Genomic DNA, 24,527 nt, shown 5'->3' with positions numbered 1-24,527 from the left:
TTGAGATTGACATAGAGATACTGAGGTCCGGGCTGAGTCATTTACACCGGGTGGGCAAGTTCGCCGGGGGTAATGCCAAAATAGGCTTTGAAGCATTTATTGAAATAGGCGGGACTGCTGAAGCCAACCATATAGGCGATTTCTGATACGGTTCCGGCTTTGTTGGACAGAAACTCCCTGGAGCGTTTCAGCCGGTAGTTGCGCACATACTGACTGGCAGAGAGCCCGGTGAGGTTATGCAGTTTGCGGTGCAGCTGACTGCGGCTCATACTAACGGCACTGCTCAGCTCTTCGATGCTCAGGGCTTCGTTCGAAATATTCTCTTCGATAATGCGGGTCAGCTTTTGGAAGAAGCGGTCATCCACCGAGCTTACACTGTTTTCGCCGGGTTTGTAGAGCAGGTCTTTGGAAAATTTCTCGCGGAGCTGAGCCCGGATAGCGATCAGGTTCTGCATGCGTTGTACCAGCTCATCGGGCTGAAAGGGCTTCAGCAGGTAATCATCCGCAGCGGCTTTTAAGCCCTCCAGTTTACTCTCCTGGGATGCTTTGGCGGTCAGCAGGATGATCGGAATATGCGAAGTCTTTTCGTTGTTCTTCAAAGTGGAACAGACTTCCATGCCATCAATCCCGGGCATCATCACATCCGACACAATGATATCGGGAATCTGCTCCAGTGCTGTGGCCACACCCTTAATGCCATCTTCTGCAGCGATGACTTTAAACGATGGAGTCAGGCACGACTTAATGAAAGACCTTAGTTCGTGGTTATCTTCGATGATGAGCGCCGTTTCGGCATGTTCCGGTGTTCTGGAATTTTCCGGAATGGTGGTTGGACCCACCAGTTCCTGCCGTTCCTGAGCCGGAACTTCAACCGGCGAATACTCGGTTACTTCGTTTAGTGGCAGAACCAGGATAAAGGTCGTGCCATCGGCTTCGCTACTTTCCACGGTAATCCTTCCCTTGGCCAGGTTCACCAGTTCGCTGGTCAGTGCCAGTCCGATGCCGGTACCGCTGCTGTGACTGCCGTTGTCCGTTTCGGTTCCGGTATAAAAGCGGTTAAAGATCTGCGCGATCCGTTCCGGAGGAATGTAGGATCCGGTATTTCTCACCCGGAAGGTTGCTTTCTGTGCGTCGCCCGGAACAGCTGCACTGAAAATGACTTTCCCGTTGTCCGGTTCATTTTTAAAGGCATTGGACAGCAGGTTATTCAGAATCACCTCCAGGTTTTCCGGATCATAGTTGAACAGTGTTTTGTCGGTTGGGGTATCGGTTTCAAAGGCGATATTCCGCGATTCGGCCAGGGAACGGAACGATGCCGTAATGCGGTTCAGGAACACGGCAAGATCCTGACGGACCACCCGCGTGCTCACGCCTCCGGACTCCAGCCGTGCCAGGTCCAGGATCTGGTTGATGAGGCTCAGCAGGCGCCGCGCGTTGTGTTCGATCACTGACAGCAGCGGTTTGAATTTCTTCAGTTCCATCTCCTTATTCAACTCGTACAGCGGACTCAGGATCAGGCTTAAAGGTGTACGGAACTCGTGCGATATGTTGGCAAAAAAGCGGGTCTTCATGCGGTCCACCTCTGCACTTTTCTGTACGAGCTGCCGGTTTTTCCGGTTCCGCATAAACAGCATCACCACCACGGCAAGGGTCAGGGTCACCACTAGAATGGCAATAAGCAGCAGGTTGCGGCGGTTTTTACCAGCCAGTTCGTTCTCGGTCTGAAGCTGCTGAATGACGGCCCTGTTTTTTTCAGATTCATATTTTGCGGTCACCTCGGCCAGCTCTTTCGACTTCTCATCGCTGGTCACCGAATCGCTGTATGCCGCATAGAGTTTGTACCAGGACAGCGCATTTTTAAAATCGTTCTCAGCCTCGTAAACCTTTGCCAGGTAACCGGTGATGTCCTTCATGTAGCTATCCTCATCGAACTCCTTCATGATAGTATTGGCCTCCGTCAGGTTGGCTTTAGCCTCACGCAGCTTCCCCTGTTCGTACTCCGATTTTCCCATGCCCAGCAGGTTGGTTCCGGTATAATAACGATCCTTCTGTTCACGGTTGATCCGGAGGGCCTGCCGGTAGTCCTTTTCGGCCTGCACATAATCTTTCATGTTGAACCGGAGGTTTCCCAGCGACAACAGTGTCTTGGCCTGTTCGGGCACAAAATTCCCATCCAGGGCTATCCGGTACGAGCGGTTCAGCACCGTATCGGCTTCATCGTAGCGTTCAAGGTCATTCAGAATATCTCCCTTATAACGGTAGGCCACGGCCAGAAACTTCTGGTTGTCGGAGCGCTCATAGTTGGCGATCACGGTATTGATCATCTCCAGCGCCTTCTCTTTTTCGCCCTTCAGACTGTAAATATCCACCAGGTTATTCAGGGTGAACATCTCCCACTGCTGCACATGATGCCGCTGAAAGATGCGTAGTGCCTCCAATCCGGTTTCCATGGCCTTGGTGTACTGACCCAGATCGGCATACATGCCAATAATCAGGTAGCGCGTGGCCGCATACCCGATGGAATCACCGTGACTTAAAAACAGGGCAGCCGCCTTATCGGCATAATACAGGGTGGAATCGAACTTGCTGAGTTCGTAATAGATGTTGCCCAGGTTATAGTATACCGATCCGAAAATTTCGTAGTTCTGTGGTTTTTGATTGGCTTCGTAGGCTTTCAGATAACTCTGGCGGGCTTCGTCCTTTTTGCCCATGTGAAACAGGGCGCTGCCCTCGCGTTCCCAGGTGCGGGCCAGGGCCAGATCAAAGTTGTTTTTTATGGCCAGATCACGGGCCCGGCGACAGTAACCCAGCGCTTCCTCACCATTGGTATAGGTGGTATGATCGCAAAGGGCCATCAGGTAGACAATACGCATGGAATCGGTTTTGGCATGCTGCAATCCGGTCTTCAGGCTGTCAGTAATGGCAGACTGTCCGAATGCGCTGAATCCCAGTGCCAGAAACAGATATACAATACTAATCCGTAATGTTTTTTGCATGTCTAACTGGTGATGATTTTTATTAATCTGTGGAGAGTATAGTTAAAACAACTGGCAGGTGAGTGTTGTTTAGATTTATTACGAATTACCAATGAATAGTGAAAAATTAATAATGAACAATGCACAATGAAGAATTAAACTCTACGATACACTGAAAGTACTTTTCGACCTTTTGACCATTGGACTGTTTTGACGCTTCGTGTTACGGGTTGCAGGTTACGGGTTACAGGTTACGGGTTACAACCTATGAACAATGAATAATGAACAATTTGGAATTTCTTGTGTCTTGCGTCTTGGTTCTTGTGTCAAATAAATAATATTGAGGCCGCACGTTGTTTCAATTAACAATTAAAAATTAATAATGAACAATTAAACTCTACGATACACTGAAAGTACTTTTTGACCTTTTGACCATTGGACTCTTTTGACGCTTCGTGATAAGGTTTACAAGTTACGGGTTACAGGTTACAGGTGAAATTGATGAATAATGAACAATGAATAATGAACAATTTGAAATTCTTGTGTCTTGCGTCTTGGTTCTTGTGTCTAATGTCCGGTTATAGCTTCAGAGATTCCTCGCTGCACTCGGAATGACAGGCATTTGCTGGCTGTTAGGCTGGAGGTTGGGTTGGTTTGCGACAGATTCACAAACTTACCCATCCTCCAGCCCCGTATGAACCTAAAGACTGTCATTCTGAGCGTAATGAAATGAAGCGAAGAATCTTTAAGTAGAATTGATTTTTTGTCTGGACATCAATGATAAGGAATTATAAATGAATAATGAATAATGAATGATTAACCCCGGAGGGGTGATATGTTTGTAGCCCGGGGTAAATGAACGCAGTGAATGCAACCACGGGTTATAAGCGCCATGGGAATCAAGGCCGGGGAACGGATCTCCTGATGAAAGAAATCATGCGAGGCCGCACGTTTTTCAATTAACAATTAAAAATTAATAATGAACAATTAAACTCTACGATACACTGAAAGTACTTTTTGACCTTTTGACCATTGGACTCTTTTGACGCTTCGTGTTACGGGTGACAGGTTACGGGTGACAACCGATGAAAGATGAACAATGAACAATTAATAATTAACCCCGGAGGGGTGGTATGTTTGTAGCCCGGGGTAAATGAACGTAGTGAATGCAACCCCGGGTTATAAGCGCCATGGGAATCAAGGCCGGAGAACGGATCTCCTGATGAAAGAAATCATGCGAGGCCGCACGTTAAGACAATTACGAATTATTGCCCCTACGCTGAACGTTTCGTGTTACGGGTGACAGGTTACGGGTGACAATCGATGAAAGATGAACAATGAACAATGAATGATTAACCACGAGGGGTGGTATTTGTAGCCCGGGGTAAATGATAGAAGAGCATGCAAAATCAATTACGAATTATGAATTGCAATCTGGACATATGAAATATTTATTCCTCTTCAGAATTTGCATTCATACTATCTACAACTTCTTTTGGATTAAGTAATGGAAGTGGGAAACAATCCCAATCGGTTCGTTTGGTATTTGAGCTTAATAGACCTCTTGTTGTTCCTATACAAATGCCCGCTAGCATTACCACAAATTCATCTTTAATTTCCAAACCATTATTTTCTTTTTCTGTAACTACCTCTTTAAGGTTTTTTACATTAAAAGTAATTTCATTTGTAAATTCTAACGATGGGTCCTCCTCATTTTTAAAGATATAATTTACTGTTGTTTGCATGAAAAAAAGCTCAGCTTCCTTATCAATCTTAAATGAGAAACTTAATCCTAAACTAAGATTATCTCCAAGTGTTATTTCTTCCATAGGTAGCGGAAAAGGTTTAAAAGAAAATGAAACTTCTTTTATCTTTTCAATACTCACATATACTTCCGGAGATTTTTCCATTCTAATTCAGAATTTTTCCTTGTGTGAAAGAATGTGGAACATATTTCATATTTGACTTGGGATGTACCCAGGCTGAATCTGGTTCTGATTCAAAGGTTATTCCTCGCTCTCTGATATAAATGACAGTAGATTGCCCCGCTTTTTTATGATTTGATACATTTAGTATAGATTCTCCCAACACTGATTCTATTTTACTTATTGTTTTGATTGTAAAATTGTGTGTTCCTGTCATCCATTTGCTAATCTCACTTTCTTTTTTCCCTAATGCAAAAGCAAGATCTTTTTGTTCTTTACCTTGTTTTTCGAGAATCTCATAGATTCTGTCAACAATATCAAAAGATCTTTTAACGAAGATATCAATATCCTTTGATATCTTCTTTCTTCTCTCTTCGAGACGTCTGTTTTTCATTTTATTTTTGACTTAGGTAAAATGATAGATTTCCACTTAAAGTTTTATTGTGGATGACTATCTTTTTATTAATCAATCTGTTTCTAATATAACCGCTAATTTCTTGTAATAGTTCGACATGAGTGTTTAATTCATTATCCTCATTATATGTTTTAGTAGTTTTAATTCCACCATTTCCTAGAATTACCACATTCTCTGAAAGTCTAATCACATATAGTCTTAAATTACAGGTTTCAATTGGAATTGCATATACATAATCTGTGTATTTCCCCTCAGGTCTGAAATATCTTTCTAAAGCTCCTTTTCCTCCGATTTGATCAATCCATTTAATTAAAATATCGATGTCTTCGTCATATTCACAACCTTCCGGGAATTTATTTAAAAACTTATCAACCTCAGTTTCATCTTTTTCAAAACGTAAAGTATAAAAGTTTACTTCATCATGTTGTTCAAAAAGCTCTATTTTAAGTTTTAACTTCACTTATAAGTTAATTACAAATTAAACGGATTTTTTTTTCCTGCCAAAATATTTCAAAACTTATTAACAAAGTTTGTAATAAGGATTTTGACTAAAATATTTATTTCGAATCTATTACTGTGTTTTTCTCATAATGTTCAAGTAGTATTCTGAATACTTCGGGCAGATTCAAAGATACGTAATTTTTAATTGATTATTGGATTTCGTCTGTTTTGCGTAGTAATACCGATTAGCAATTGAATTGAGTCTTAAAATCGTTTCACTCTTTAAGCCTTGTCAATTGTCTATCGGCATTAACCATTGTAATCTCAAAATATCGCTTAAGGCTCATTTTGAAAAACAATTGGTGTAATACTCCCCGAATACGATGTGTTTTGGAAAATTTGCGTTTGTATTGTGATTCCTGTTGTGGCTACTTTTTTTATCCCATCCTTTTACTTCTGAAACCTCCCTGCAATATAATTTTGATGTCCTGCCGCACAGAACTGCAATACAGACCCGCAGACCGCCGAAAAATGCTGCAAAATCGAAAAAATTTCCCCGCAGGCCGGGTTAATCAGGCGCAGAAAGTTAAAAATCTGGCACCGGGAGGGGAGAAAAGGGGCAGGGCAGCCCACTCTGATTTGAGATTGTATTTCATGCATGAAAATTATAAGTATATATGACAATCGGTCTTGCTAGGTTGTCTAAAATAGCATATGGGGAAGCGTAGTTGGCTACTAGAGTAAGTTATACACCTATTCCGAACTTTCTAATTTTGTTTAAACAATCGTCAACAATCTGTAATCTCCTAAGATCTATATTTTCTTTTTTATGAATTCTCTGGATGACAGTTTTTATTACACTGATCTGTTTAGTATCTAATTTTCCTGTTTGTTCTCCTAATGCGATTATTCTTTTCCAAGTTTCAATATCAATTATTTTTATCCTATTATATATTACTGTCGGATCAATAATATTAAGATCCTCAACATTACTAAACTTTTCAACTTCAGAAAAATCAATTCCAGCATTTCTAACTTTATCAATAATTCTTATCCCATTATTTATTTCAGAAGTTGTCAAATTACCATTATTAATAAGATTCTTACTTATTGCAATAACATAATTTTGCTCATGTGGAGTCAAACCTTTAATGCGAGTTGAATAATACCATAGTCCATCCCAGAACTTTATTCCTAACGATGTAATTTTTTGTACATTATTATATCTATTCAATTCTTCAACCTCATCTACATCAGTTTCATACCTTTTTTTAAATTCTTGTTTAGATATTAAATATTTTTTTACGATATCCATATTAATTGGACAAGGGGTAATCTGTTGTAATTGTTTCCAGGTTTTTTCACTCTTTGCAGCTTCACTTATTAGGGCAACATCCAGATTTGTAAAGTAACTATATACAAAAATGAGAAGTTTTTTAAGTTCGTTTTGTAAATCTTCTTCAATAAGTTGCCTATTCCATATTTGACCCAGATTGAGTTTATTTTCTGTTAGACTATGAAAATATGACAATGAATACGCAACGGTTTGGGCTTTAATATTTGTATCTCCAATTGGATTTTGGTTTTTACGACCAAATATCTTATCTGCTGTCTGAAATAATATTGCGTTTGCAATAATATCTTCCCAATATACCCTGCCTGGTTTCTTTTTTGAAAAATCTTTCTCTACATCACGCATAAATGATGTGTAATTTTTTTGTGAACCTTTAGCAACATGAAATGGTTTCAAATGCCAAATGTTAATAAATTTAGCTACATCAGACTTAATAATTAGTTGATTACGCGGATATTTTAATTTGAACGCATTCTGTTTACTTTTTGTTGGTTCTTTATTAAAGGCTTCTTTATATTGACCTTTTACACGTTCAAAAAACCAGATTGTTTGTTTATTTCTATCTTCAGGATCAATTGAATAAGTAGTTCTTGAAAGTTCCTCCAATCGTTGTAAGAATGGGCTGTTTGATGTTAAATCAAGTTCAGAAACTTTATTTTGACTATTTGCATAACGAGATATATAAGGGACAGTCTCATTTTTCTTTTCTTCGTCTTTTATTACTGTCAGCTTCATTTGAACATAAACATCTGAAAGATCAGCCTCTTTATATTTTTTTGCTGTATGAAACAATGAAGCAGTGGTTTGACCTCCATTAACTATTTGAAAATCTTTAACTGCTGAAATAACTTTATGACCATTCCCATTTATTTTTGTTTTTACTTCCTGTGCAGTTGTAGCCAATCCATTATTATACGGCAAAAACATATAAGGTTCAAACCTGATAGTATCACGAATCCCTTTATTTACCTTCCCTGTTTGTTGAAGGAAAGCACGAACGTTACTTTCAAGAAGACGAGTCCCATAATTTCTATACAGATTTGCAAGAATAGTACCTGGTACAATTGCAAGATAACATTCGTAGCGTTCATTTTGAGTTGGCATTTCGAGACATGGAATTACCTCCCCCATTAATTCTTCAAAATCAATTTCTATTGGTTCTCTGTTTCCTTGAGATTGGTTTAATCTATGCAATCTTTCAATATCCCAAATCTTAAAAGAAATTAGAATTTCATCAAGGCTCTTTAATTTGAAGTTGCTTGGTGGTTCATGAGGAATATCACCATTGGATAGAATAAAAATATTCACTCTGATTATATCATTTCTGTTTTTATGTAGAATTGAAGCTAAACCATAAGCTTCAGTTGATGGTTCAATATCTTCAAGATACCCTTTTAATGCTGCATTTATAAAACCTGTCGACCACTTAATTAATTTATCAAAATCAGCTTTTGCTAAACGATATGACTGATTCGTATCTTTATATGAAGAAATAAAAATATCAATGTTTTCGTAGCCTTCTTCCAAGGCATAACCATTTATCTTGAACTGAATATTTTCGTTTTTATTTTCTTTTATGTAATTACAAAGTCTGATTCCCTCTGTTTCTCCTGCTTCAGCAAGAGTTTCCATTACATATTCTGTAAACTTATTTTCTTTGGAATCACCATTTTCATCAGCATAAACCAGAGACTGAACCTCATGATAGAGGTTTTGTATAAAAGCATCCAGTTCAAAGTCAATATTGTTATTTTGCATCTATAACTTTTTTAAAACATCTTCAGAAGAAACTTCAAATTCAGAACATTCATTTGGTGCTATCTCATAAGAAATATGTGTTACAGCCGTATTAACCATTGATGGAATTATCTTTGGAAAATCATCGGTAACTTGAAAATATTTAACACACCTAATTTTATATGAAGTTTTATCATAATCGCTTTCTAAATCCGGTGTAACACCTAAATATGATAATTTTAAATTAAAATCATCAACTAACAAAGGTTGTAATTGAAGAATCTCCCTTATATCATTTATTTTCTGTAATAAAGTATCTGTTCCTCCCTGTTGTTCTGCAAGACGAATAAAAGCAACGAATAAATTATCAAACATGCTGAAATCCAACTGAAATTCATTAGATATTTTTATTGATGGATGATTTGATTTTGATGTTTTAACTTCAATAGCGGTTTTTCCAAAATAAAAATCCTGATTTGTTCCGGCAGGAGCCTGCCAGGATTCAATTATTTTTGCATTGTTGTCTGTTTCTTTCAATAAAAATTCAAGAATTAATAATTCACCATATAGACCCTGTTGCTGTTGCGATGTCAATAAGCCCCCTATTATTTTACCAAATAATGTCCTCCAATAAGATATTCTTAAAGAAATAACCGTTAAAGCTTCCTCGACTTCGCAAATCGACATTAGTGATGCAATTAAATCTTCAATAAAGAGTGTGAAAATATCCAACAAATCATTTTCTGACAACAGGACTACTAACTCAACTTCTTCAGAAGTTAATGGCATATACTGAATCTCAACACCTGAAAAGCGTTTTATATACCTATCTGACAACTTTGTATAGCCATTAAGCCTTAAGGTAAAGAATTTAGTATCAGTATATGTAATCTTACCAGCATAACAAGATAAATTTGCAATAGAAGAAATTCGCTTATAATAGATATTTTCAGAAGAAGCATCTTCATTGAACCAAATAGTATTTAATTGATTATTCTTCATCTTCTTCTTCGTCTGTTTCATGTGGGTTTTCAAATAAGTCAGGAATTGGTCGTAAAGCATATTCGACCTTATTTTCATTCTCAAACTTTGGAAAAACAATACCCCAGCCAAGAATTGGTATATCGTTATTTTGAATAACCCTAGGGTCAATAGGATAAATTACTAGAAGTGGCCTACCTAGTTCCGCTCTTCGATTTTCAATTTCTTTCTCTTTCAACTGGCTGTCATCTATACCTAAGCCAATCATTCGAGCATGCTTATCTAAAATTGCCATTTTATTTCCACCAACCTCAATATGATTACCAACATCAATCATATTTCTAACTGGCAAACCTATTTCAATATCTTCACATATTAGTTTTTTAGTATAAACATCAACCGATTCAGTATTTGATATTCTTTTTACTATAACTGTTTTTCTGGAATTAGCTATTATTGAGACATCCCAATCTAACAGTTTACCAGTATTATTTTGCAACACAATGTAGGAAGTTATAGTATCAAGTCTCAATGGCTGATCTGACATATAGCTATTGATAAATTCAATAATAAATTTTGAATTTATATTTTCCCAGAATAAATCTTTAATTCTATTACTAACACGATTTTTCTTTGGTGAAGCAAGCTGTTTAATGAATGAGTTGAAACTATTCCAGTTGTTTTGCAGGTATTCATTAGATTTTGAAAAAGAATATGTTTGAATTAATTTCCCTGAATAACCAACGGTGAGCTTAGTATGTTCTCTCATTTTATTTGCTGAAGTTATTGAAAGCATACCTGGATGGCTCATAACCTTTAGTTGATATTCATATGGTTTCATTTTGTATTGTACCATTTCATCAAAATCAGCTCTCATATCTTCTGTTGCCATCGTGATATGTCTATACCATAATCTAATTTCTTCAGTTGTATACAATCTGCATAAATCAACATATCCAGGACGATATCCAAACCAACGTCCCATCTGCATTAATGCATCATACATTCTTGAAGTTCTTAAAAAATAACTGATTGTCAATCCTTCAAGTGTTAATCCTCTGGCTAGTTTATCTCCACCAACAGCAATCACATACAAACCTTCATCATAATCATTATAATTAATATCACCATAGTCTTCATATTCTAATCCTTTTTTACTACCATGAACAGCTTTTACTTTAATTCTCTCTGCAACAAAACGAAGTCGCTTTTCAACATCACTCCAAGAACAAGTAGATATTTTAGGGTCGGTATAATTAAGGTTTTGTTTTACATCTATTGTTGTTGGTTCAAAATCAGTTAAAAAAAGTTGTTTTAGTTCCTCTAATAAAAACCCTTGTTTTGATTTTATTTGATTTTTATAATCATACATAAGTTCATTTACAATGCTCGCAACTCTATCAATCCATTTTACATATCTTGCAACATGAATTAACATTGAATTATCTTTCTTGGTTTGCCCTCTAACTTCTCTTATAGCACAACTTAATATAAATGACTTAACCGCTTCTTTAAGAGAGTAAGGCAAATCAAAAATATCTTCAGGAATATTGTCTTTGTTATTGCTGTTTAATTTAGTAGGAAAACAAGGCTCTTGGTCATTTACTATACGTATTAAATCTAATGGCTCTTTAATTTCCCCTGTAATTGGATTTTCAAATCCAAATATATTAAGCGCTCCAACGTAATTTGAAGGAGGGTGTATATTAACAATGAAATTTCTTGGGAAAATATCAGGCCCAATCTGGAAATTATGCCCTTTTATATTAACCATTTGTTCTTCTACCCAATCTTCTGGAATAAATAGATTAGCATAAGGAGTTGCTGTGTATCCAATAAAAGTACTTTGATTAAACAGATTAATAAGGGTTCTTATTAGTTTATTAATTGTTTTTATATCATACTTATCGCCAGAGTTCACAGAAGCATTATCCGCCTCATCGTCAATTACAAATAATGGAATTCCCGATATTTTATTCACGCCATCAATATTGCTGTTACAAAATGGAGCTAACCATGTAATAAGGTTTTCAAGGATAGCTTTATTTTTCTTGATAACTAATATGGTTGGAGAATCTCCATCAATTGGAACATTTAATTCTCGGGCTTTATTTATGTCAAAATCACCATGTTTCATTGCTTTAGCTCCCTCCCTGACAAAATACGGGGTTGAAGTATATGCATAAATTGGTTTTGTATTCTCTTTTGAGAAATAACCTACACCGTATTTATTAGTAGGTCTTTTCTGTATTAAATCAACACTTTTTCTTCCTATAATTCCTTCATCTATTCTATCCTGAGTTTGAGCTCGAAGAGTATTATGGATACCAGCAAAAACTACAACCAATTTATATCCTGCATCTAAAGCTTTATTAACTAAACCTATATAATTTGCAGTTTTTCCAGATTGTACATTTCCGACTACCATTCCTTTACTAGCCCAACTACCAGATGTTTTTGGATTCATACAATTGTCCAAAATCTGATTGGTTTTGTCATCAAGACCAATGATTGGGAAAGAAGGCTTTTCTACACGAATTAAGCTTTCATAACGACTCCAATATTTATAGTCAATTTGTGTTTTATACAACCAAGGTTCGACATCATCTGTTAATTGAGTAGCTTTAGGGTCTCTAACACCGAAATCTGATTCTAACTGTGCTAATAGCTCTTCTTTATCTACAGTATCAAACCCAGGCATCAAATATATATTTGAAATCTCCTTTTCTATGATTTCCGTAGTTACATCATCTCTTTTTTTATATTTTGCTAGTAATCCATGAGCAATTTGATATGCGCTTTTATATATGTCCATAATTAGAAATATTCTATTAGTTGAGGATATTCATTAAAGGGTTCAATGTTCAGGATTTGTTTTACAGCGATTTCTTTTGAAATTCCTGACTGTAACAATGAGTCATACATTAATTTTGCTAACTGAATTGTACCTTGTTCCAGCTCTTTATGTTCATCTCGAAGTTCGACGCTTTCAGGATTTTCACTATAATTTTGGATAATAGCTTCAACAGGAGTTGTTTCACCAATGAGCTTAAAGATTGATTTTAAATCTTTTTTTTCAATTACATCCTTGCTTAGAATATTATTTAAAATTGGATGCTCTTCATTTATGTAGTAGTCAAAAGCTCCATCTCTTTTTTTTGTGGCTTTCCATACAGGCTGAAAATCAAAGCTTTTTATTGAATCATCGAGCATTACCTGGTTTCCTCTAAAACGATAAACATTACCAGCTGCAAGTCTTGTCATTTTCCCCAATCGGATTAAATCCTTTCTTACTGCAAGAGATGGAGATGCCGTAGCCTTTTTTATATCAATTTTCCATTCATGGTCTAACTGGTTAGAAATATCAATTAATATCCTGGCATTTTTATAATGTTCATTTTTATTAAATAAACCCAACCAATCAGCATATAACAGCAACCTTTCATTCCTGTAAACATAGAACCCCTGAAGTCCATACCATTTTTCTGTCTTTGCTGAGTTTCTTTTATCCACAGGAATTTTAGATAAATGAGGAAGTACATAGCATTTAACACTCACAGAATCATCATCAAGTTTTTCAGTACACAAAAGCTGTCCACCTTGTCCGATATATTCTTTCATAAATGGATCCCATGGCTTTATTTCAATGCCATTTATAAAAATCTTTATCTTTTGTTTATCAATATATCTATGAAAAACCAGGCTAAGATGTTCTTCTACTAATGCAAATTCTTCAAGGAATACTTTTCTTGCTGCCTCATTCTCAATATGCGAATTGCCAACAAGTCTGTCAAGATTTTCCCATAATACAATAGTGCCACTGGCTAATTCATTAAGTTTTTCAATTAATGTTTCGTTTGAAATATAATCAAGTAATGACCATTTCCCAGTTTCATTTACAAAATCCAAATCCCAGCAACGTTTAAGAATAGAATAGTCTTGCTTTTTGGTTGCGACAGTTAGTCTTTTGCATTGAGAAAAAGAAGAAGTTTTAAGTCCTAAACCAAATCTTCCAAGGTCTGCTAATTCACGCTCTTCATTTGGGTCTTTACTACCTGGTGTCATGGCAGAAACAAGTGTTTCTTTATCCATACCTATACCATCATCTGAAATACACACCAACGATTCCGAGCCTTTCCATGCATAATCTACCCAAACGTTTTGAGCTTTTGCAGAAATGCAATTATCAATTATATCAGCAATTGCAGTTTGTAGATTATAACCAAAAGCCCTGAATGTATTAATCATTGCACTGGCTTTTGGTGGCGTTTCCTCTGATATATAGTTACTTAAATTTGACATTATTTAAAATTTCATTTACTATTAAAGCTAATTGCTTTGCCAAATATGGTGGAACTGCATTTCCAACCTGATGATACTGATGTGTTCTGCTTCCGCAGAAATAGTAATTGTCCGGGAATGTTTGGATACGTGCTGCTTCTCTTACAGTTAGACTCCTGCATTGTGAAGGGTCATAATGTATAAAATAATGCCCATCTTTTGATATATGGCTGGTAACAGTTGTAGCTGCCTGATCGGGTTTTTGAGTTCTGAAACGGTCAGCAAATTTATCTCCATCTTTAGCATTTTTATGTTTTGGCAATAACCATTCAGGATAATCAGGTAATCGGGGAAATTCTCCTTTTGTTTTCAAGTAAAGTGACGAGAATAGATATCTACCAAGATCTTCCTTCAGATGGGTTCTGGCTTCATGGTTTAAAACCCCTTCCAGATATTTGTCCTTATACCAGTTTTCAAATAATGGATTAGAACTTTCCTTCAACTTTATTTTGAGATAATTATCCCCCTGGATGTCCGTATCTGTAAGACCAACAAAGGTGTTGACAATTTCTTTGTTAAATTTTTTTTGATATTCACTAATTGAATTTTTCCAGGTACTATAATTATTGTCGAGTTTACCGTAAATATGATTTCCCTTTTTATTTGTGCCGACTATTTCTCTACCAATACCACTTCTTAATTTTGGAAGTTCCCCAATGACCTGTCTGAGTGTAGTTTCGGTTTTTTGTTTTTGAAGAGTTGTATAATCATTAAGATCAATATCTTTTCTAATACCTAATAAAATGACTCTATGTCTTCTTTGTGGAATTCCGAATTTTTCTGTTTTGATGAGATAACCAGCATTGTTTTTATAAACAGGAAATCCTTTTTCATCAAACTCATCAGGGGTTTTAACAAAAGAGAATATTTTATATTCCTTTGATTTCAGATCAGGAAAGACTCTGTCAGGATTTTGTAGGTCCGCCCTAATTAAATCAAAAACCTTAACGTCATCTATTTCCGCAGATAATAAACCTTTTACGTTTTCCATTACAAAAACTGCGGGTTGATGTTTTGCAATGATTCGTAGGTATTCCTTATAAAGATGTACCCGATGATCTTCCTTCGAGATTCCTTTGTTTCTTGCCCTGCCAACTACGGAATAGGCCTGGCAGGGAGGTCCTCCTATGAGTAAAAAATCTTTTATGCGTTTCAAACTCTTTTCTATTCTTTCATCAATTAGATTGTGTCTTTGTATAATTTGTTCATCTGTGTAACCAATCGTATAATACTTTTCGCCTCTTCTTTTTGTCTCAAGCGGATATGGCAGCTCGAAATGCCATGCTTCTTCTTCAGCGGCCTTCCATTCTTTTGGATATTGTACCTTTATTTCTTCGAGTAATTCTTTCTGCTTCTCTACTTCATTCACTTTTACATAATCATAATATAATTCAGGAACTTTTGAAGGAGGAAATTGTCTGAAGAAACTTCTTAATCTTAAGGTCTTGTGAGCATGCTCATCTTTTTCTATTGAGAGTTTTATATCAAAAACCCTCTTGCCATCTTCATCAAATATTGAAGAAAACCCTTCACCCAATCCTCCGGGTCCGGCAAATAAATCTATAATCGGGATACTCATGGTATGCTATTCAAAATATCTTCTTTAAGTTTTAAAAGTGTTTTTTTTCTAACTGTTGATTTCTTCTTTTTATCTTCCAACTGACATCGATCCCAGATAACTAAAACTTTATATCCAGCCTTTTCCCATTCAATGATGTTGCGGGCATCACGTTTTTTAGCATCAGCAATTCTTTTTTGATATCCTTTAGAATCTGTACTTGCTCCGAATTTACAATTTTCGTGTCCATGCCAGAAACAGCCCCTTACATCAACTATTGTTTTATATTTTGACAATACTATATCAGGCTTTCCATTGATTTTTTTTCCATCTAATTTTTTAGCATGTAAACGATAACGAAAACCATTTGCAAAAAGAAATTTCCTAACAATCAATTCAGCAGTTGTATTTTTACCCTTTATGCGAGAAGCATTATAACTTCTGGTTTTCTTATCATGAACATCAGCCATTTAAATAATTTTTTCTGATGATGGTTTTTTAAACATCTTAAAACAGGTCAAAAACTCAGCTAATTTACAAAATTATTGCACTTGTAAAACAGCCTAATTAATTTAAACGCAATCCAAACTATCCCGTCTTAAAATGCGAAGCCGCAACTTATTCCCGGCCAGATTAGCGAAGATTTGCCGCTAAAGCTAAAGTCGCCACTGCGATTGGTCAGATAGAGCAGTCCGGCACGGAATACCATTCCGCCGTCAGTTCTCTGGTAGCGGTAACCCAGCCGGAAGGTCAGCATGCCGCCATTGTCTTTCATATTGGTCCGGCCAAAAATAAGCAGGTAGGTATAACCGGGTCCCAGCTCAAAATAATGGCTACGCCCGGATACCGGAATAAGAGCATTCAGCTCAAACGGAAAAGAGCTTATGCCATAGTGCTTATCCAGTAAATTGGGTGTGTAACTAAACCCAATGCGTGGTGCAATGGCAAAGGTTGGATTTATGCGAAACATGTGATCCACATTTATGGAATAGGAATAGGCATTACCACCGGCTTCAAGATAGTACGCCGAATTGGTTTCATAAATGCGGGGTTGTGCAAAGGATGATCTTGCACAGGTTATTAAAATAGTTAAGAAGATAAATAGTAATGTTAGTTTTTTCATAAAAGTGTTTTGTTTTTATTTATTATGAAAACTCAGATTTAAAAGGCATAGCCAAAGCTAAGTCCGATCCAGGGTTGCCAGTTGCTTCGGCCTGAGCTGCCGGTATAAAAATTGTAAATACCAAGCAGGCCTGCCCTGAAAAGAAATCCGCCTTCCGGTTTTTGATAGCGGTACCCCGCCCGTATGGTCAGGGCTTTCATTTTATCGTTGGTAAGGTACTCTCCAAAGGCTCTTATAAATGTAATTCCGGGACTTACTTCCAGGTAATTGTTATAGTTTTTAAAGGGCATTAAAAAGGACAGCTCAAACGGGAACGCAAAGAAGCTGTCTTCACCGTTAAATAGTTTTGATGGTGTGTAACCATAGCCTGCACGTGGCGCAATGGCTACTCCGGATTCCATCCTGAACCAGTGGTCCATATTAAATGTGTAGGTCATGCCGTTTCCGCCAAGTTCCACGTAAATACTGTTGTTACATTCTGGCAGCAATGATTGGGCATGCAGATATGACCCCGTTGCAGAAATTGCACTGATCAGTAGATATAGTACAAGTCTTTTCATTTATTGTGTTTTAAATCCGTTATTACTCCATCCTTTCTGTTTTCATAGTGCTACACCTACACTTAGTCCGGCCATCAGGTTCCATGAATGATGTGGATTTATTATACCGGGACGACTGGAATAGAAGTCCAGCATGGGAATGATACCGGCACGAAATACAAACCAGCTTCTCTCGGGTTGATACCGGTATCCTGCACGAACTGTCATAAATCCAACGTTTGTACCATCCATATTTGCCAGGGTAAGACCGGGCCCTACTTCCAGAAAATGCCGGGTTTTATTCAGGTTCATCATGGCTGTAAATTCCATAGGCACAGATATAATAGTATAGCCCCTGCCCAGAAAATTATCTTTGGTGCCAATACCTATACGGGGCACAATAACAAGGTCGTGATCCATCCGGAACAGCAGGTCCATATTAATGGTACTGGTCAGTCCGTTACCCCATAATTCATAATATAATGTCATATTACTGCGTGACGGTTTTGTTTGTGCATTTAACCATACAGATGTAAGAAAGAGACCTGATAATACCAGGATAAATAAGAATTGCTTTTTCATACAGGTAAAATTAAAGGTTTAATTATCCCGACGCTACGGTCGGGATCAGTTCGTCTGAATAATTACAGTTCAATAGTTCCTGTAATTATAGTCTCACTGATCAAACAACTCGCTAAAGTAAGAAAAAGGCAGGTAATAAAATCCGGGGAGGTGTTATTTATACGGAATTTATATTATGACCCACCCGGCTTCATGACCCACCCTGGCTCCTTCCAAGTTTGCAGGTTTCGGATTTACTGCCCTCCCTAAACCCGATTTTCAATCGGTTCCATGGAGGGTATTCGGACAAGTGATTTTCTTTGGGATGCGATTGAATCAAATTTGCTGGTCCAAACTGTCCCTCTTTGTCACGCAGTGAAAGAGAGGGTTGTCTTGAAAAGAGCGGAGTGGAACTGGAGTCTGGGGTGAGTCAAATAAATCAGTTTTTCTTAAATTTGAAATAAAACCCTATGGAAAAAAGACTTACACCTATACAGGTTGCCCGTGAATTGCGTAAAAACATGACTCCATCAGAAAGAATTCTATGGGATGAACTTAGAAATAAGAAGCTGGGAGTAAAGTTTCTTAGGCAGCATCCGATAATTTATGAAGCTTCAGCTACGCCTGTAAAATTTTTTGTCGTTGATTTTTATTGTGCTGCTAAAAAGCTTGTCATTGAAATTGACGGAGGTATTCATGAGACCCAAAAGGATTGGGATGTATTAAGAGATTTCGAATTGCAAAAAAGAGGTTATAAAGTTATCAGGATTAAAAATGATGAAGTTGAGGATATTAACAAGCTGATTGAACGAATTCAGGAATTCCTGAATAACTAAGGCAATTGATACAGGTTGGCATGAGTCAAATTTCATGACCCACCCTGGCTTTTGGCAAACCTGCAAGCTACTGATTTACTGCCCTCCCTAAACCCGACTCTACGGTCGGGACATGGAGGGTGCTTTGAACAGGTTTTTGTAATTGGGATTTTATCGGTTTATATATATGATCCGGCCCTCTTTGTCACGGAATGCAGTGCAGTGAAAGAGAGGGTTATCTTGAAATGAAAGGGCTGGAACTGAGAACCGGGGTGAGTCAAATAATACATGACCCACCCTGGCTTCTTTCAAACTTGCAAGCTACTGATTTACTGCCCTCCCTAAACACTCTCTTCGTTCGTGTCCATGGAGGGTATTCTGACAAGTGATTTTCTTTGGGATGTGATTGAATCAAATTTGCTGGTCCAAACTGTCCCTCTTTGTCACGCAGTGAAAGAGAGGGTTGTCTTGAAAGGAACGGGCAGGAACTGAGAACTGGGGTGAGTCAGATAATACATAACCCACCCTGGCTTCTTTCAAACTTGCAAGCTACTGATTTACTGCCCTCCCTATCCCGACTCTACGGTCGGGACATGGAGGGTGCTTTGAACAGGTTTTTGTAATTGGGATTAATCGGTTTACATGTATGAACTGTCCCTCTTTGTCACGGAATGCAGTGAAGTGATAGAGAGGGTTGTCTCGAAAAGAACGGGCTGGAACTGAGAACCGGGGAGAGTCAAATAAAAGACCGGTTATGTCATATAATATCAACCAGGGCGGGTTTAAATAAACAAAAAGGGCACAACCAGAAGTCGCACCCTCACTAAAAATGAGCCACCCATGGGAATCGAACCCACGACCTACGCGTTACGAATGCGTTGCTCTACCGACTGAGCTAAGGTGGCAAAACTCACAACCTGAATCAGTTATTAAGCTGAAGTATTCTGCATTAAAAACCCCTTCAGAGGTAGAATTTCTGAAGGGGCTAATTTATAATAAATTCTTTTATTTTTTAATAAACGGCATTATGATATTATCTCCGTCTTTAGTTGTGATATTCAGCAGGTAGTATCCCGAAGGTAATGCGCGAATATCCAGGGACTGATTATTGATTCTGGTTTCTTCAATAATCTGCTGTCCGCTAAGGTTAACAACAGATAAAGACAGAATATTATCCGGTGCTGAAATACTGAGATAATCACCGGCAGGATTAGGATAAATCTGAATCGATGGTCTGTCCACATGCTGTTTTAGTGTAGCCATTAAACCTTCATGCCTTAACGAATAGCGGCTGAATCCCCAAACATTAAAGGTAAATGCTCCGTTTACAATGCTGGCTGAACCATCAGTGTAACCGAATGAATATTCATCTGGCATGATGCCGAAATTTGTTTGTACGATCTCAATCTCAGAAGCCGGGATGCCATCCGGAATATTTTCCAGTGTCACGGTCGCCGGTGTGTTGCTGAGGAACGGCAGCATTACGGGATTAACCTCTGCATAGTATCCTGTTTTCGGTGATGCCATGATATGCATACCATCTTTAAGGTTATTCAGTTCATCTCTGTGATCGATAAAATTAAGTCCTGGATTGTACAGGATGTACCCCTGACCATCTTTTACAAAAGCAATCGGTACATCATTTTCGGGATCAGAGGAAAACCCAAAGAGATTGCTAAGTTTGCTAAGCTCCGGTTCAGTAGTTATGCCGGCATCATCAGGAATGGAAATACCTGCAAGAGCCTGTCCGTAACTGCTGAGATCCGGATTAAACCGATAGGTGTCAATGACAGGATAGGTTCCTATATCATATTCCACACCGATGTTCACTTTTGCATTAAGGCCTATTATACCGGGTTTGCCGATCACACCAACGGTTCCGGAAACAATTACGGTATTATTTGTTACCGTTGATACCTCCATTGTTCCTTCGCGGAATATAGCGTAAGGCTCTGGTGTTGTTGAGCCATCAGGATACAAATATTGCGTTACCATAACCTGCAAACCGTTAGGTATCGGATAGGAATCCGGTAACTTAATCTCCACAGATAAGGTATCACCGTCAAAGTAAACTTTATCCTCATCGTCATCAATAATGTTTAGTACCGGTTTTGTCGGATCAGGAACAAAAGGAGAAAGTTGAATACTAATAGAATCCCCATTTGCCGGAACCGTAAAGCTTCCTGTAGACGTATTGTAGCCCTGAGCCGCAACTTTATATGTAAAGTCTCCATCGGGGAGCGATACTTCTGCCATACCGTTTTCATCCAGTTGAATGTTGTATTCAAATCCGCTGATGGTAACCTGGGCATAATTCACCGGGTTGCCTGTTTCACTGTCTCTTACAATGATGGAAGTTGGCGTTACATCTACGAATTTCAGATTGTCGATGTATAGCACAGATCCATCTTTATTGCCTGCCATAAAATGAAGCCTCATATGGTCGGGTTGAAAAAGGCCTTCATAATCGTAATCCAGTGTCCGGAATACATCGACCCAACCATTCGTCGCCTTGGCAAACTGGTACCCGGTTCCTCCAAAATAATCAGAGAAAACGCCATCAATGGTACCTCTGAAATTAAGATTCATTCCACCCATATCGCCATCTATGGGAACATATTTATAAGAGAAAGTAACCGCCCTGGGCTTTTCTGTAAATACAATTCCTGTATCGGGTGAACCGAGGCTCAACCAGGCTTCACTCCATCCCCAGGCATTCATTACCTCAAGTCTGGCTGAGTAAGTTCCATCAGCAGCATCTTCCGAACGTAACACAGGTTTGTTGTCTCCGTTCAAAAAATCGCGGTTGTTGCTCTGCCAGTTGTCCGGGTCAGAAAGGACAGCCTCGTACCAGTTCTCAAAACTAAAATTTTCGGGATAAATATTATCAGGAGCATCTCCATTGGTAAAATACACATTGTCTACAATTAGCCAGCTGCCTTCGGTACCGGTGTATGCTTCAGGATCGTAAGAATCATCAACAAGTTCAGGTGGAATATCATCAGGATAGCTGCTGACAAAAGCCACGAACATTTTTTCGGGCTGAACCGGTATTCCATCACCTTTAAATACAAGGGGGAGGTTCATATCCACCCATTCTGCAGCGCTACCTGTCACCGGGTAAAACAGTGTTGCTGATATTGTATCTGCATTGTACAGATCACATAAAATAACGCCCGCATCTCCTTCCGGGATATTGTATTTTAGTGAGGCATGCAGGTTTGTAAACGTTTGTGTCCACGGGATGCCATTTACACCCTCATCGCTTGGTTCGCCCAGTATAACAAGCCCCTCGGATAATTCTCCGTTATCCACTACTGTTAAAAGTTTGATGGATTGGGTCCCGTCTGTAGCATCATCCGTTATTTTTTCTGTCGACATAAGGGAACCGTCAGTCTCTGCAGAACTCAACCACACTTCGGGTGCAGAGAACAGTGTATTTGTTGACCAGTTTTCAAAACTTCCGTTCGGGATAATAGGCTGGGCCGATACAACACCAACGGCAGAGAAGGCCACCAAAACAAACAGGAATGCAATTTTATGAGTAAAGTTCATCTTCATAGTTAATGAGTTTAAATTAATAAGTTATGATAGTTTGTCTTTTGCAAATGAACGAATCAGCAAACAGTCTTTAGTCAGGAGGATAAAATGCAACCGCTTCAGTAGTATATTCAAATTTCGTATAAAAAGTTGAAATTGCAAAATTGCGGAAGTATTTGTATCAAATTTGTAAGCATCAGATGTTAAGAGAATATTTTCATACGGATTTCCTCTTTATCATGGAATGCAGTGTGGTGATAGAGAGGGTTATCTTGAAAAGAACAGGCTGGAACTGAGAATTGGCGTGAGTCAAACTTTATGACCCTCCCTGGTTTCTTTCAAACCAGCAAGTTCCGGAGTAACTGCCCTCCCTAAACACTCTCTTCGGTCGTTCCCAGGGAGGGTGTTTGAACAGGTTTTTGTAACTGGGATTAATCGGTGTACATGTGGAATCCGGCCCTCTTTGTCACGAAATGCGGTGTAGTGATAGAGAAGTTGTCTTGAAAAGAACGGGCTGGAACTGAGAGCTGGGGTGAGTCAAATAATACATGATCCACTCTGGCTAATCAATTACGAATTACTGCCCCTTCACTTAAGGCTTCGGGGCACAAGGGAATTAGGAATGAAAAATGGACGATTAAATTCTAACGGTATGCTGGAGATAGTTTTCGACTTTCTTTGTCAGCCATAGCTTAAGCGAAGGTGGATGACCTTTTGACCATTTGGACTTTTCAACAACCTTAAGCGAAGCAAAACCCTGTTGCATGATGGAAATTAACCCCGGAGGGGTGCTACATTGGTAGCCCGGGGTAAATGAACGTAGTGAATGCAACCCCGGGCTATAAGCGCCATGCAAATCAAGGCCGGAGAACGAATCTGCTGATGAAAGAAATCATACGAGGCCGCACGTTGAGGCAATTATGAATACATGACCCTCCCTGGTTTCTTTCAAACCAGCAAGTTCCGGAGTAACTGCCCTCCCTATCCCGACTCTACGGTCGGGACATGGAGGGTGCTTTGAACAGGTTTTTGTAATTGGAATTAATCGGTTTACATGTCTGAACTGGCCCTCTTTGTCACGGAATGCAGTGAAGTGATAGAGAGGGTTGTCTTGAAAAGAACGGGCTGGAACTGTGAACTGGGGTGAGTCAAATAAACCAATTTTCCTTAAATTTGAAATAAAACCCTATGGAAAAAAGACTTACACCTATACAGGTTGCCCGTGAATTACGAAAAAACATGACTCCATCAGAAAGAATTCTTTGGGATGAACTTAGAAATAAGAAACTGGGAGTAAAGTTTTTGAGACAACATCCAATTATATATGATGCATCTGCAACACCTGTAAAATTTTTTGTCGTAGATTTTTATTGTGCCGCTAAAAAGCTTGTCGTTGAAATTGACGGAGGTATTCATGAGACCCAAAAGGATTGGGATGTATTTAGAGATTTCGAATTGCAAAAAAGAGGTTATAAAGTTATCAGGTTTAAAAATGATGAAGTTGAGGATATTAACAAGCTGATTGAACGAATTCAGGAATTCCTGAATAACTAAGGCAATTAATACAGGTTGGCATGAGTCAAACTTTCATGACCCACCCTTGCTTCTTTCAAACTTGCAAGCTACTGATTTACTGCCCTCCCTAAACCCGATTTTCAATCGGTTCCATGGAGGGTATTTGACAAGTGATTTTCTTTGGGATGTGATTGAATCAAATTTGCTGGTCCAAACTGTCCCTCTTTGTCACGCAGTGAAAGAGAGGGTTATTTTGAAAGGAACGGGCAGGAACTGTGAACTGGGGTGAGTCAAATTTCATGACCCTCCCTGGCTTTTGGCAAACCTGCAAATTTCAGATTAACAGCCCTCCCTAAATACTTCTCCCGACTTCATCGGGGGCGTGCCCATGGAGGGTGATTTGACAAATGATTTTTGTTAGGTTACGGAAAATAATTTGCCTGAAAGGCAAATAGCAATTCAGCCCATGGCGAGGCCATGGGTTTATAAGTCATGTAAATCCGAAGCCGCGCACAAAAGTTGATGTATGAATGGGCGTTGTTGTCGGCTTCTGGTGATAAGTCGAAATACGTAAAATATTTATTGAGGTTTAGGATACATCTAAATTCCAGGCCATGGCATTTTCAATGCAAAAAGTATAAGAAATTCTTTTCTGCAAATATACCCCTGTTATATTTTAGTCCTTTTCTTAATATCTTACTTTTGAG

General features: G+C 38.3%; 16 protein-coding genes and 1 tRNA gene. 2 read left to right on the top strand and 15 right to left on the bottom strand.

Annotated features, from left to right (window positions below; genetic code table 11):
• Window positions 1-41 precede the first annotated feature (41 nt).
• The 13 genes from ACE1ET_RS19245 to ACE1ET_RS19185 all read right to left on the bottom strand — a co-directional run bounded on the left by ACE1ET_RS19245 (window position 42) and on the right by ACE1ET_RS19185 (window position 17,971).
• Window positions 42-2,996 (bottom strand): hybrid sensor histidine kinase/response regulator transcription factor, encoded by a 2,955-nt coding sequence (locus ACE1ET_RS19245; protein ID WP_375730056.1) that lies wholly within the window; start codon window positions 2,994-2,996, stop codon window positions 42-44.
• Window positions 2,997-4,426: 1,430 nt separating this feature from the next.
• A complete protein-coding gene (locus ACE1ET_RS19240; RefSeq protein WP_375730055.1) occupies window positions 4,427-4,885 on the bottom strand; it encodes a hypothetical protein in 459 nt (152 codons plus the stop codon).
• A gap of 1 nt (window position 4,886) precedes the next feature.
• Entirely contained in the window at window positions 4,887-5,294 is a 408-nt protein-coding gene (locus tag ACE1ET_RS19235) for a helix-turn-helix domain-containing protein (protein WP_375730054.1), read from the bottom strand.
• A 1-nt stretch (window position 5,295) separates the two neighbouring features.
• Complete coding sequence (locus ACE1ET_RS19230) at window positions 5,296-5,775, bottom strand: hypothetical protein (protein ID WP_375730053.1); 480 nt, start codon at window positions 5,773-5,775, stop codon at window positions 5,296-5,298.
• A gap of 726 nt (window positions 5,776-6,501) precedes the next feature.
• Complete coding sequence (locus ACE1ET_RS19225) at window positions 6,502-8,868, bottom strand: AIPR family protein (protein ID WP_375730052.1); 2,367 nt, start codon at window positions 8,866-8,868, stop codon at window positions 6,502-6,504.
• Window positions 8,869-9,870, bottom strand: coding sequence for a PD-(D/E)XK motif protein (locus ACE1ET_RS19220; protein WP_375730051.1), 1,002 nt, complete (start codon window positions 9,868-9,870; stop codon window positions 8,869-8,871).
• The gene (locus tag ACE1ET_RS19215; protein WP_375730050.1) at window positions 9,839-12,643 is read right to left on the bottom strand and encodes a Z1 domain-containing protein; all 2,805 of its coding nucleotides are present in this window, start codon (window positions 12,641-12,643) and stop codon (window positions 9,839-9,841) included. The genes ACE1ET_RS19220 and ACE1ET_RS19215 overlap by 32 nt, the downstream gene beginning before the upstream one ends.
• 2 nt (window positions 12,644-12,645) lie before the next feature.
• Window positions 12,646-14,130, bottom strand: coding sequence for an ATP-binding protein (locus ACE1ET_RS19210; protein ID WP_375730049.1), 1,485 nt, complete (start codon window positions 14,128-14,130; stop codon window positions 12,646-12,648).
• Window positions 14,114-15,748, bottom strand: coding sequence for a DNA cytosine methyltransferase (locus ACE1ET_RS19205; protein ID WP_375730048.1), 1,635 nt, complete (start codon window positions 15,746-15,748; stop codon window positions 14,114-14,116). The genes ACE1ET_RS19210 and ACE1ET_RS19205 overlap by 17 nt, the downstream gene beginning before the upstream one ends.
• Window positions 15,745-16,197, bottom strand: a complete 453-nt coding sequence (locus tag ACE1ET_RS19200) for a very short patch repair endonuclease (protein ID WP_375730047.1) — start codon at window positions 16,195-16,197, stop codon at window positions 15,745-15,747. The genes ACE1ET_RS19205 and ACE1ET_RS19200 overlap by 4 nt, the downstream gene beginning before the upstream one ends.
• 128 nt (window positions 16,198-16,325) lie before the next feature.
• Entirely contained in the window at window positions 16,326-16,850 is a 525-nt protein-coding gene (locus tag ACE1ET_RS19195; protein WP_375730046.1) for a hypothetical protein, read from the bottom strand.
• 38 nt (window positions 16,851-16,888) lie between these two features.
• Window positions 16,889-17,410 (bottom strand): hypothetical protein, encoded by a 522-nt coding sequence (locus tag ACE1ET_RS19190; RefSeq protein ID WP_375730045.1) that lies wholly within the window; start codon window positions 17,408-17,410, stop codon window positions 16,889-16,891.
• 42 nt (window positions 17,411-17,452) lie between these two features.
• Window positions 17,453-17,971: a hypothetical protein gene (locus ACE1ET_RS19185; RefSeq protein ID WP_375730044.1), complete on the bottom strand. Its 519-nt coding sequence runs from the start codon at window positions 17,969-17,971 to the stop codon at window positions 17,453-17,455.
• A 449-nt stretch (window positions 17,972-18,420) separates the two neighbouring features.
• On the opposite strand from ACE1ET_RS19185, the gene ACE1ET_RS19180 reads away from it, so the two are divergent.
• Window positions 18,421-18,786 carry an endonuclease domain-containing protein gene (locus tag ACE1ET_RS19180; protein WP_375730043.1) on the top strand — a complete coding sequence of 122 codons (366 nt, stop codon included), beginning with the start codon at window positions 18,421-18,423 and terminating at the stop codon, window positions 18,784-18,786.
• Between the two features lie 811 nt (window positions 18,787-19,597).
• Here the strand turns inward: ACE1ET_RS19180 and ACE1ET_RS19175 are convergent.
• Window positions 19,598-19,670, bottom strand: a tRNA-Thr gene (locus tag ACE1ET_RS19175).
• 100 nt (window positions 19,671-19,770) lie between these two features.
• On the bottom strand, window positions 19,771-22,326 hold the full coding sequence (locus ACE1ET_RS19170) for a T9SS type A sorting domain-containing protein (RefSeq protein ID WP_375730042.1): 2,556 nt from the start codon (window positions 22,324-22,326) through the stop codon (window positions 19,771-19,773).
• 1,167 nt (window positions 22,327-23,493) lie between these two features.
• Between ACE1ET_RS19170 and ACE1ET_RS19165 the strand changes: the two genes are divergently transcribed.
• The gene (locus tag ACE1ET_RS19165) at window positions 23,494-23,859 is read left to right on the top strand and encodes an endonuclease domain-containing protein (protein ID WP_375730041.1); all 366 of its coding nucleotides are present in this window, start codon (window positions 23,494-23,496) and stop codon (window positions 23,857-23,859) included.
• The last annotated feature ends 668 nt before the right edge of the window (window positions 23,860-24,527 follow it).

It is taken from the genome of Quyinboa mangrovi (assembly GCF_042219825.1).
In the GTDB taxonomy this organism is placed as follows: Bacteria; Bacteroidota; Bacteroidia; order Bacteroidales; family UBA5342; genus JBHJHP01.
This window is presented reverse-complemented; position numbering and strand designations above follow the sequence as displayed.

Excerpts from the sequence above, each read along its gene's own strand:
- ACE1ET_RS19195 (WP_375730046.1), bottom strand. The coding sequence starts at position 16,850 with ATGAAAAAACTAACATTACTATTTATCTTCTTAACTATTTTAATAACC.
- ACE1ET_RS19185 (WP_375730044.1), bottom strand. The coding sequence starts at position 17,971 with ATGAAAAAGCAATTCTTATTTATCCTGGTATTATCAGGTCTCTTTCTT.
- ACE1ET_RS19200 (WP_375730047.1), bottom strand. The coding sequence starts at position 16,197 with ATGGCTGATGTTCATGATAAGAAAACCAGAAGTTATAATGCTTCTCGC.
- ACE1ET_RS19220 (WP_375730051.1), bottom strand. The coding sequence starts at position 9,870 with ATGAAACAGACGAAGAAGAAGATGAAGAATAATCAATTAAATACTATT.
- ACE1ET_RS19240 (WP_375730055.1), bottom strand. The coding sequence starts at position 4,885 with ATGGAAAAATCTCCGGAAGTATATGTGAGTATTGAAAAGATAAAAGAA.
- ACE1ET_RS19180 (WP_375730043.1), top strand. The coding sequence starts at position 18,421 with ATGGAAAAAAGACTTACACCTATACAGGTTGCCCGTGAATTGCGTAAA.
- ACE1ET_RS19225 (WP_375730052.1), bottom strand. The coding sequence starts at position 8,868 with ATGCAAAATAACAATATTGACTTTGAACTGGATGCTTTTATACAAAAC.
- ACE1ET_RS19235 (WP_375730054.1), bottom strand. The coding sequence starts at position 5,294 with ATGAAAAACAGACGTCTCGAAGAGAGAAGAAAGAAGATATCAAAGGAT.
- ACE1ET_RS19210 (WP_375730049.1), bottom strand. The coding sequence starts at position 14,130 with ATGTCAAATTTAAGTAACTATATATCAGAGGAAACGCCACCAAAAGCC.
- ACE1ET_RS19170 (WP_375730042.1), bottom strand. The coding sequence starts at position 22,326 with ATGAAGATGAACTTTACTCATAAAATTGCATTCCTGTTTGTTTTGGTG.
- ACE1ET_RS19215 (WP_375730050.1), bottom strand. The coding sequence starts at position 12,643 with ATGGACATATATAAAAGCGCATATCAAATTGCTCATGGATTACTAGCA.
- ACE1ET_RS19190 (WP_375730045.1), bottom strand. The coding sequence starts at position 17,410 with ATGAAAAGACTTGTACTATATCTACTGATCAGTGCAATTTCTGCAACG.
- ACE1ET_RS19165 (WP_375730041.1), top strand. The coding sequence starts at position 23,494 with ATGGAAAAAAGACTTACACCTATACAGGTTGCCCGTGAATTACGAAAA.
- ACE1ET_RS19205 (WP_375730048.1), bottom strand. The coding sequence starts at position 15,748 with ATGAGTATCCCGATTATAGATTTATTTGCCGGACCCGGAGGATTGGGT.
- ACE1ET_RS19245 (WP_375730056.1), bottom strand. The coding sequence starts at position 2,996 with ATGCAAAAAACATTACGGATTAGTATTGTATATCTGTTTCTGGCACTG.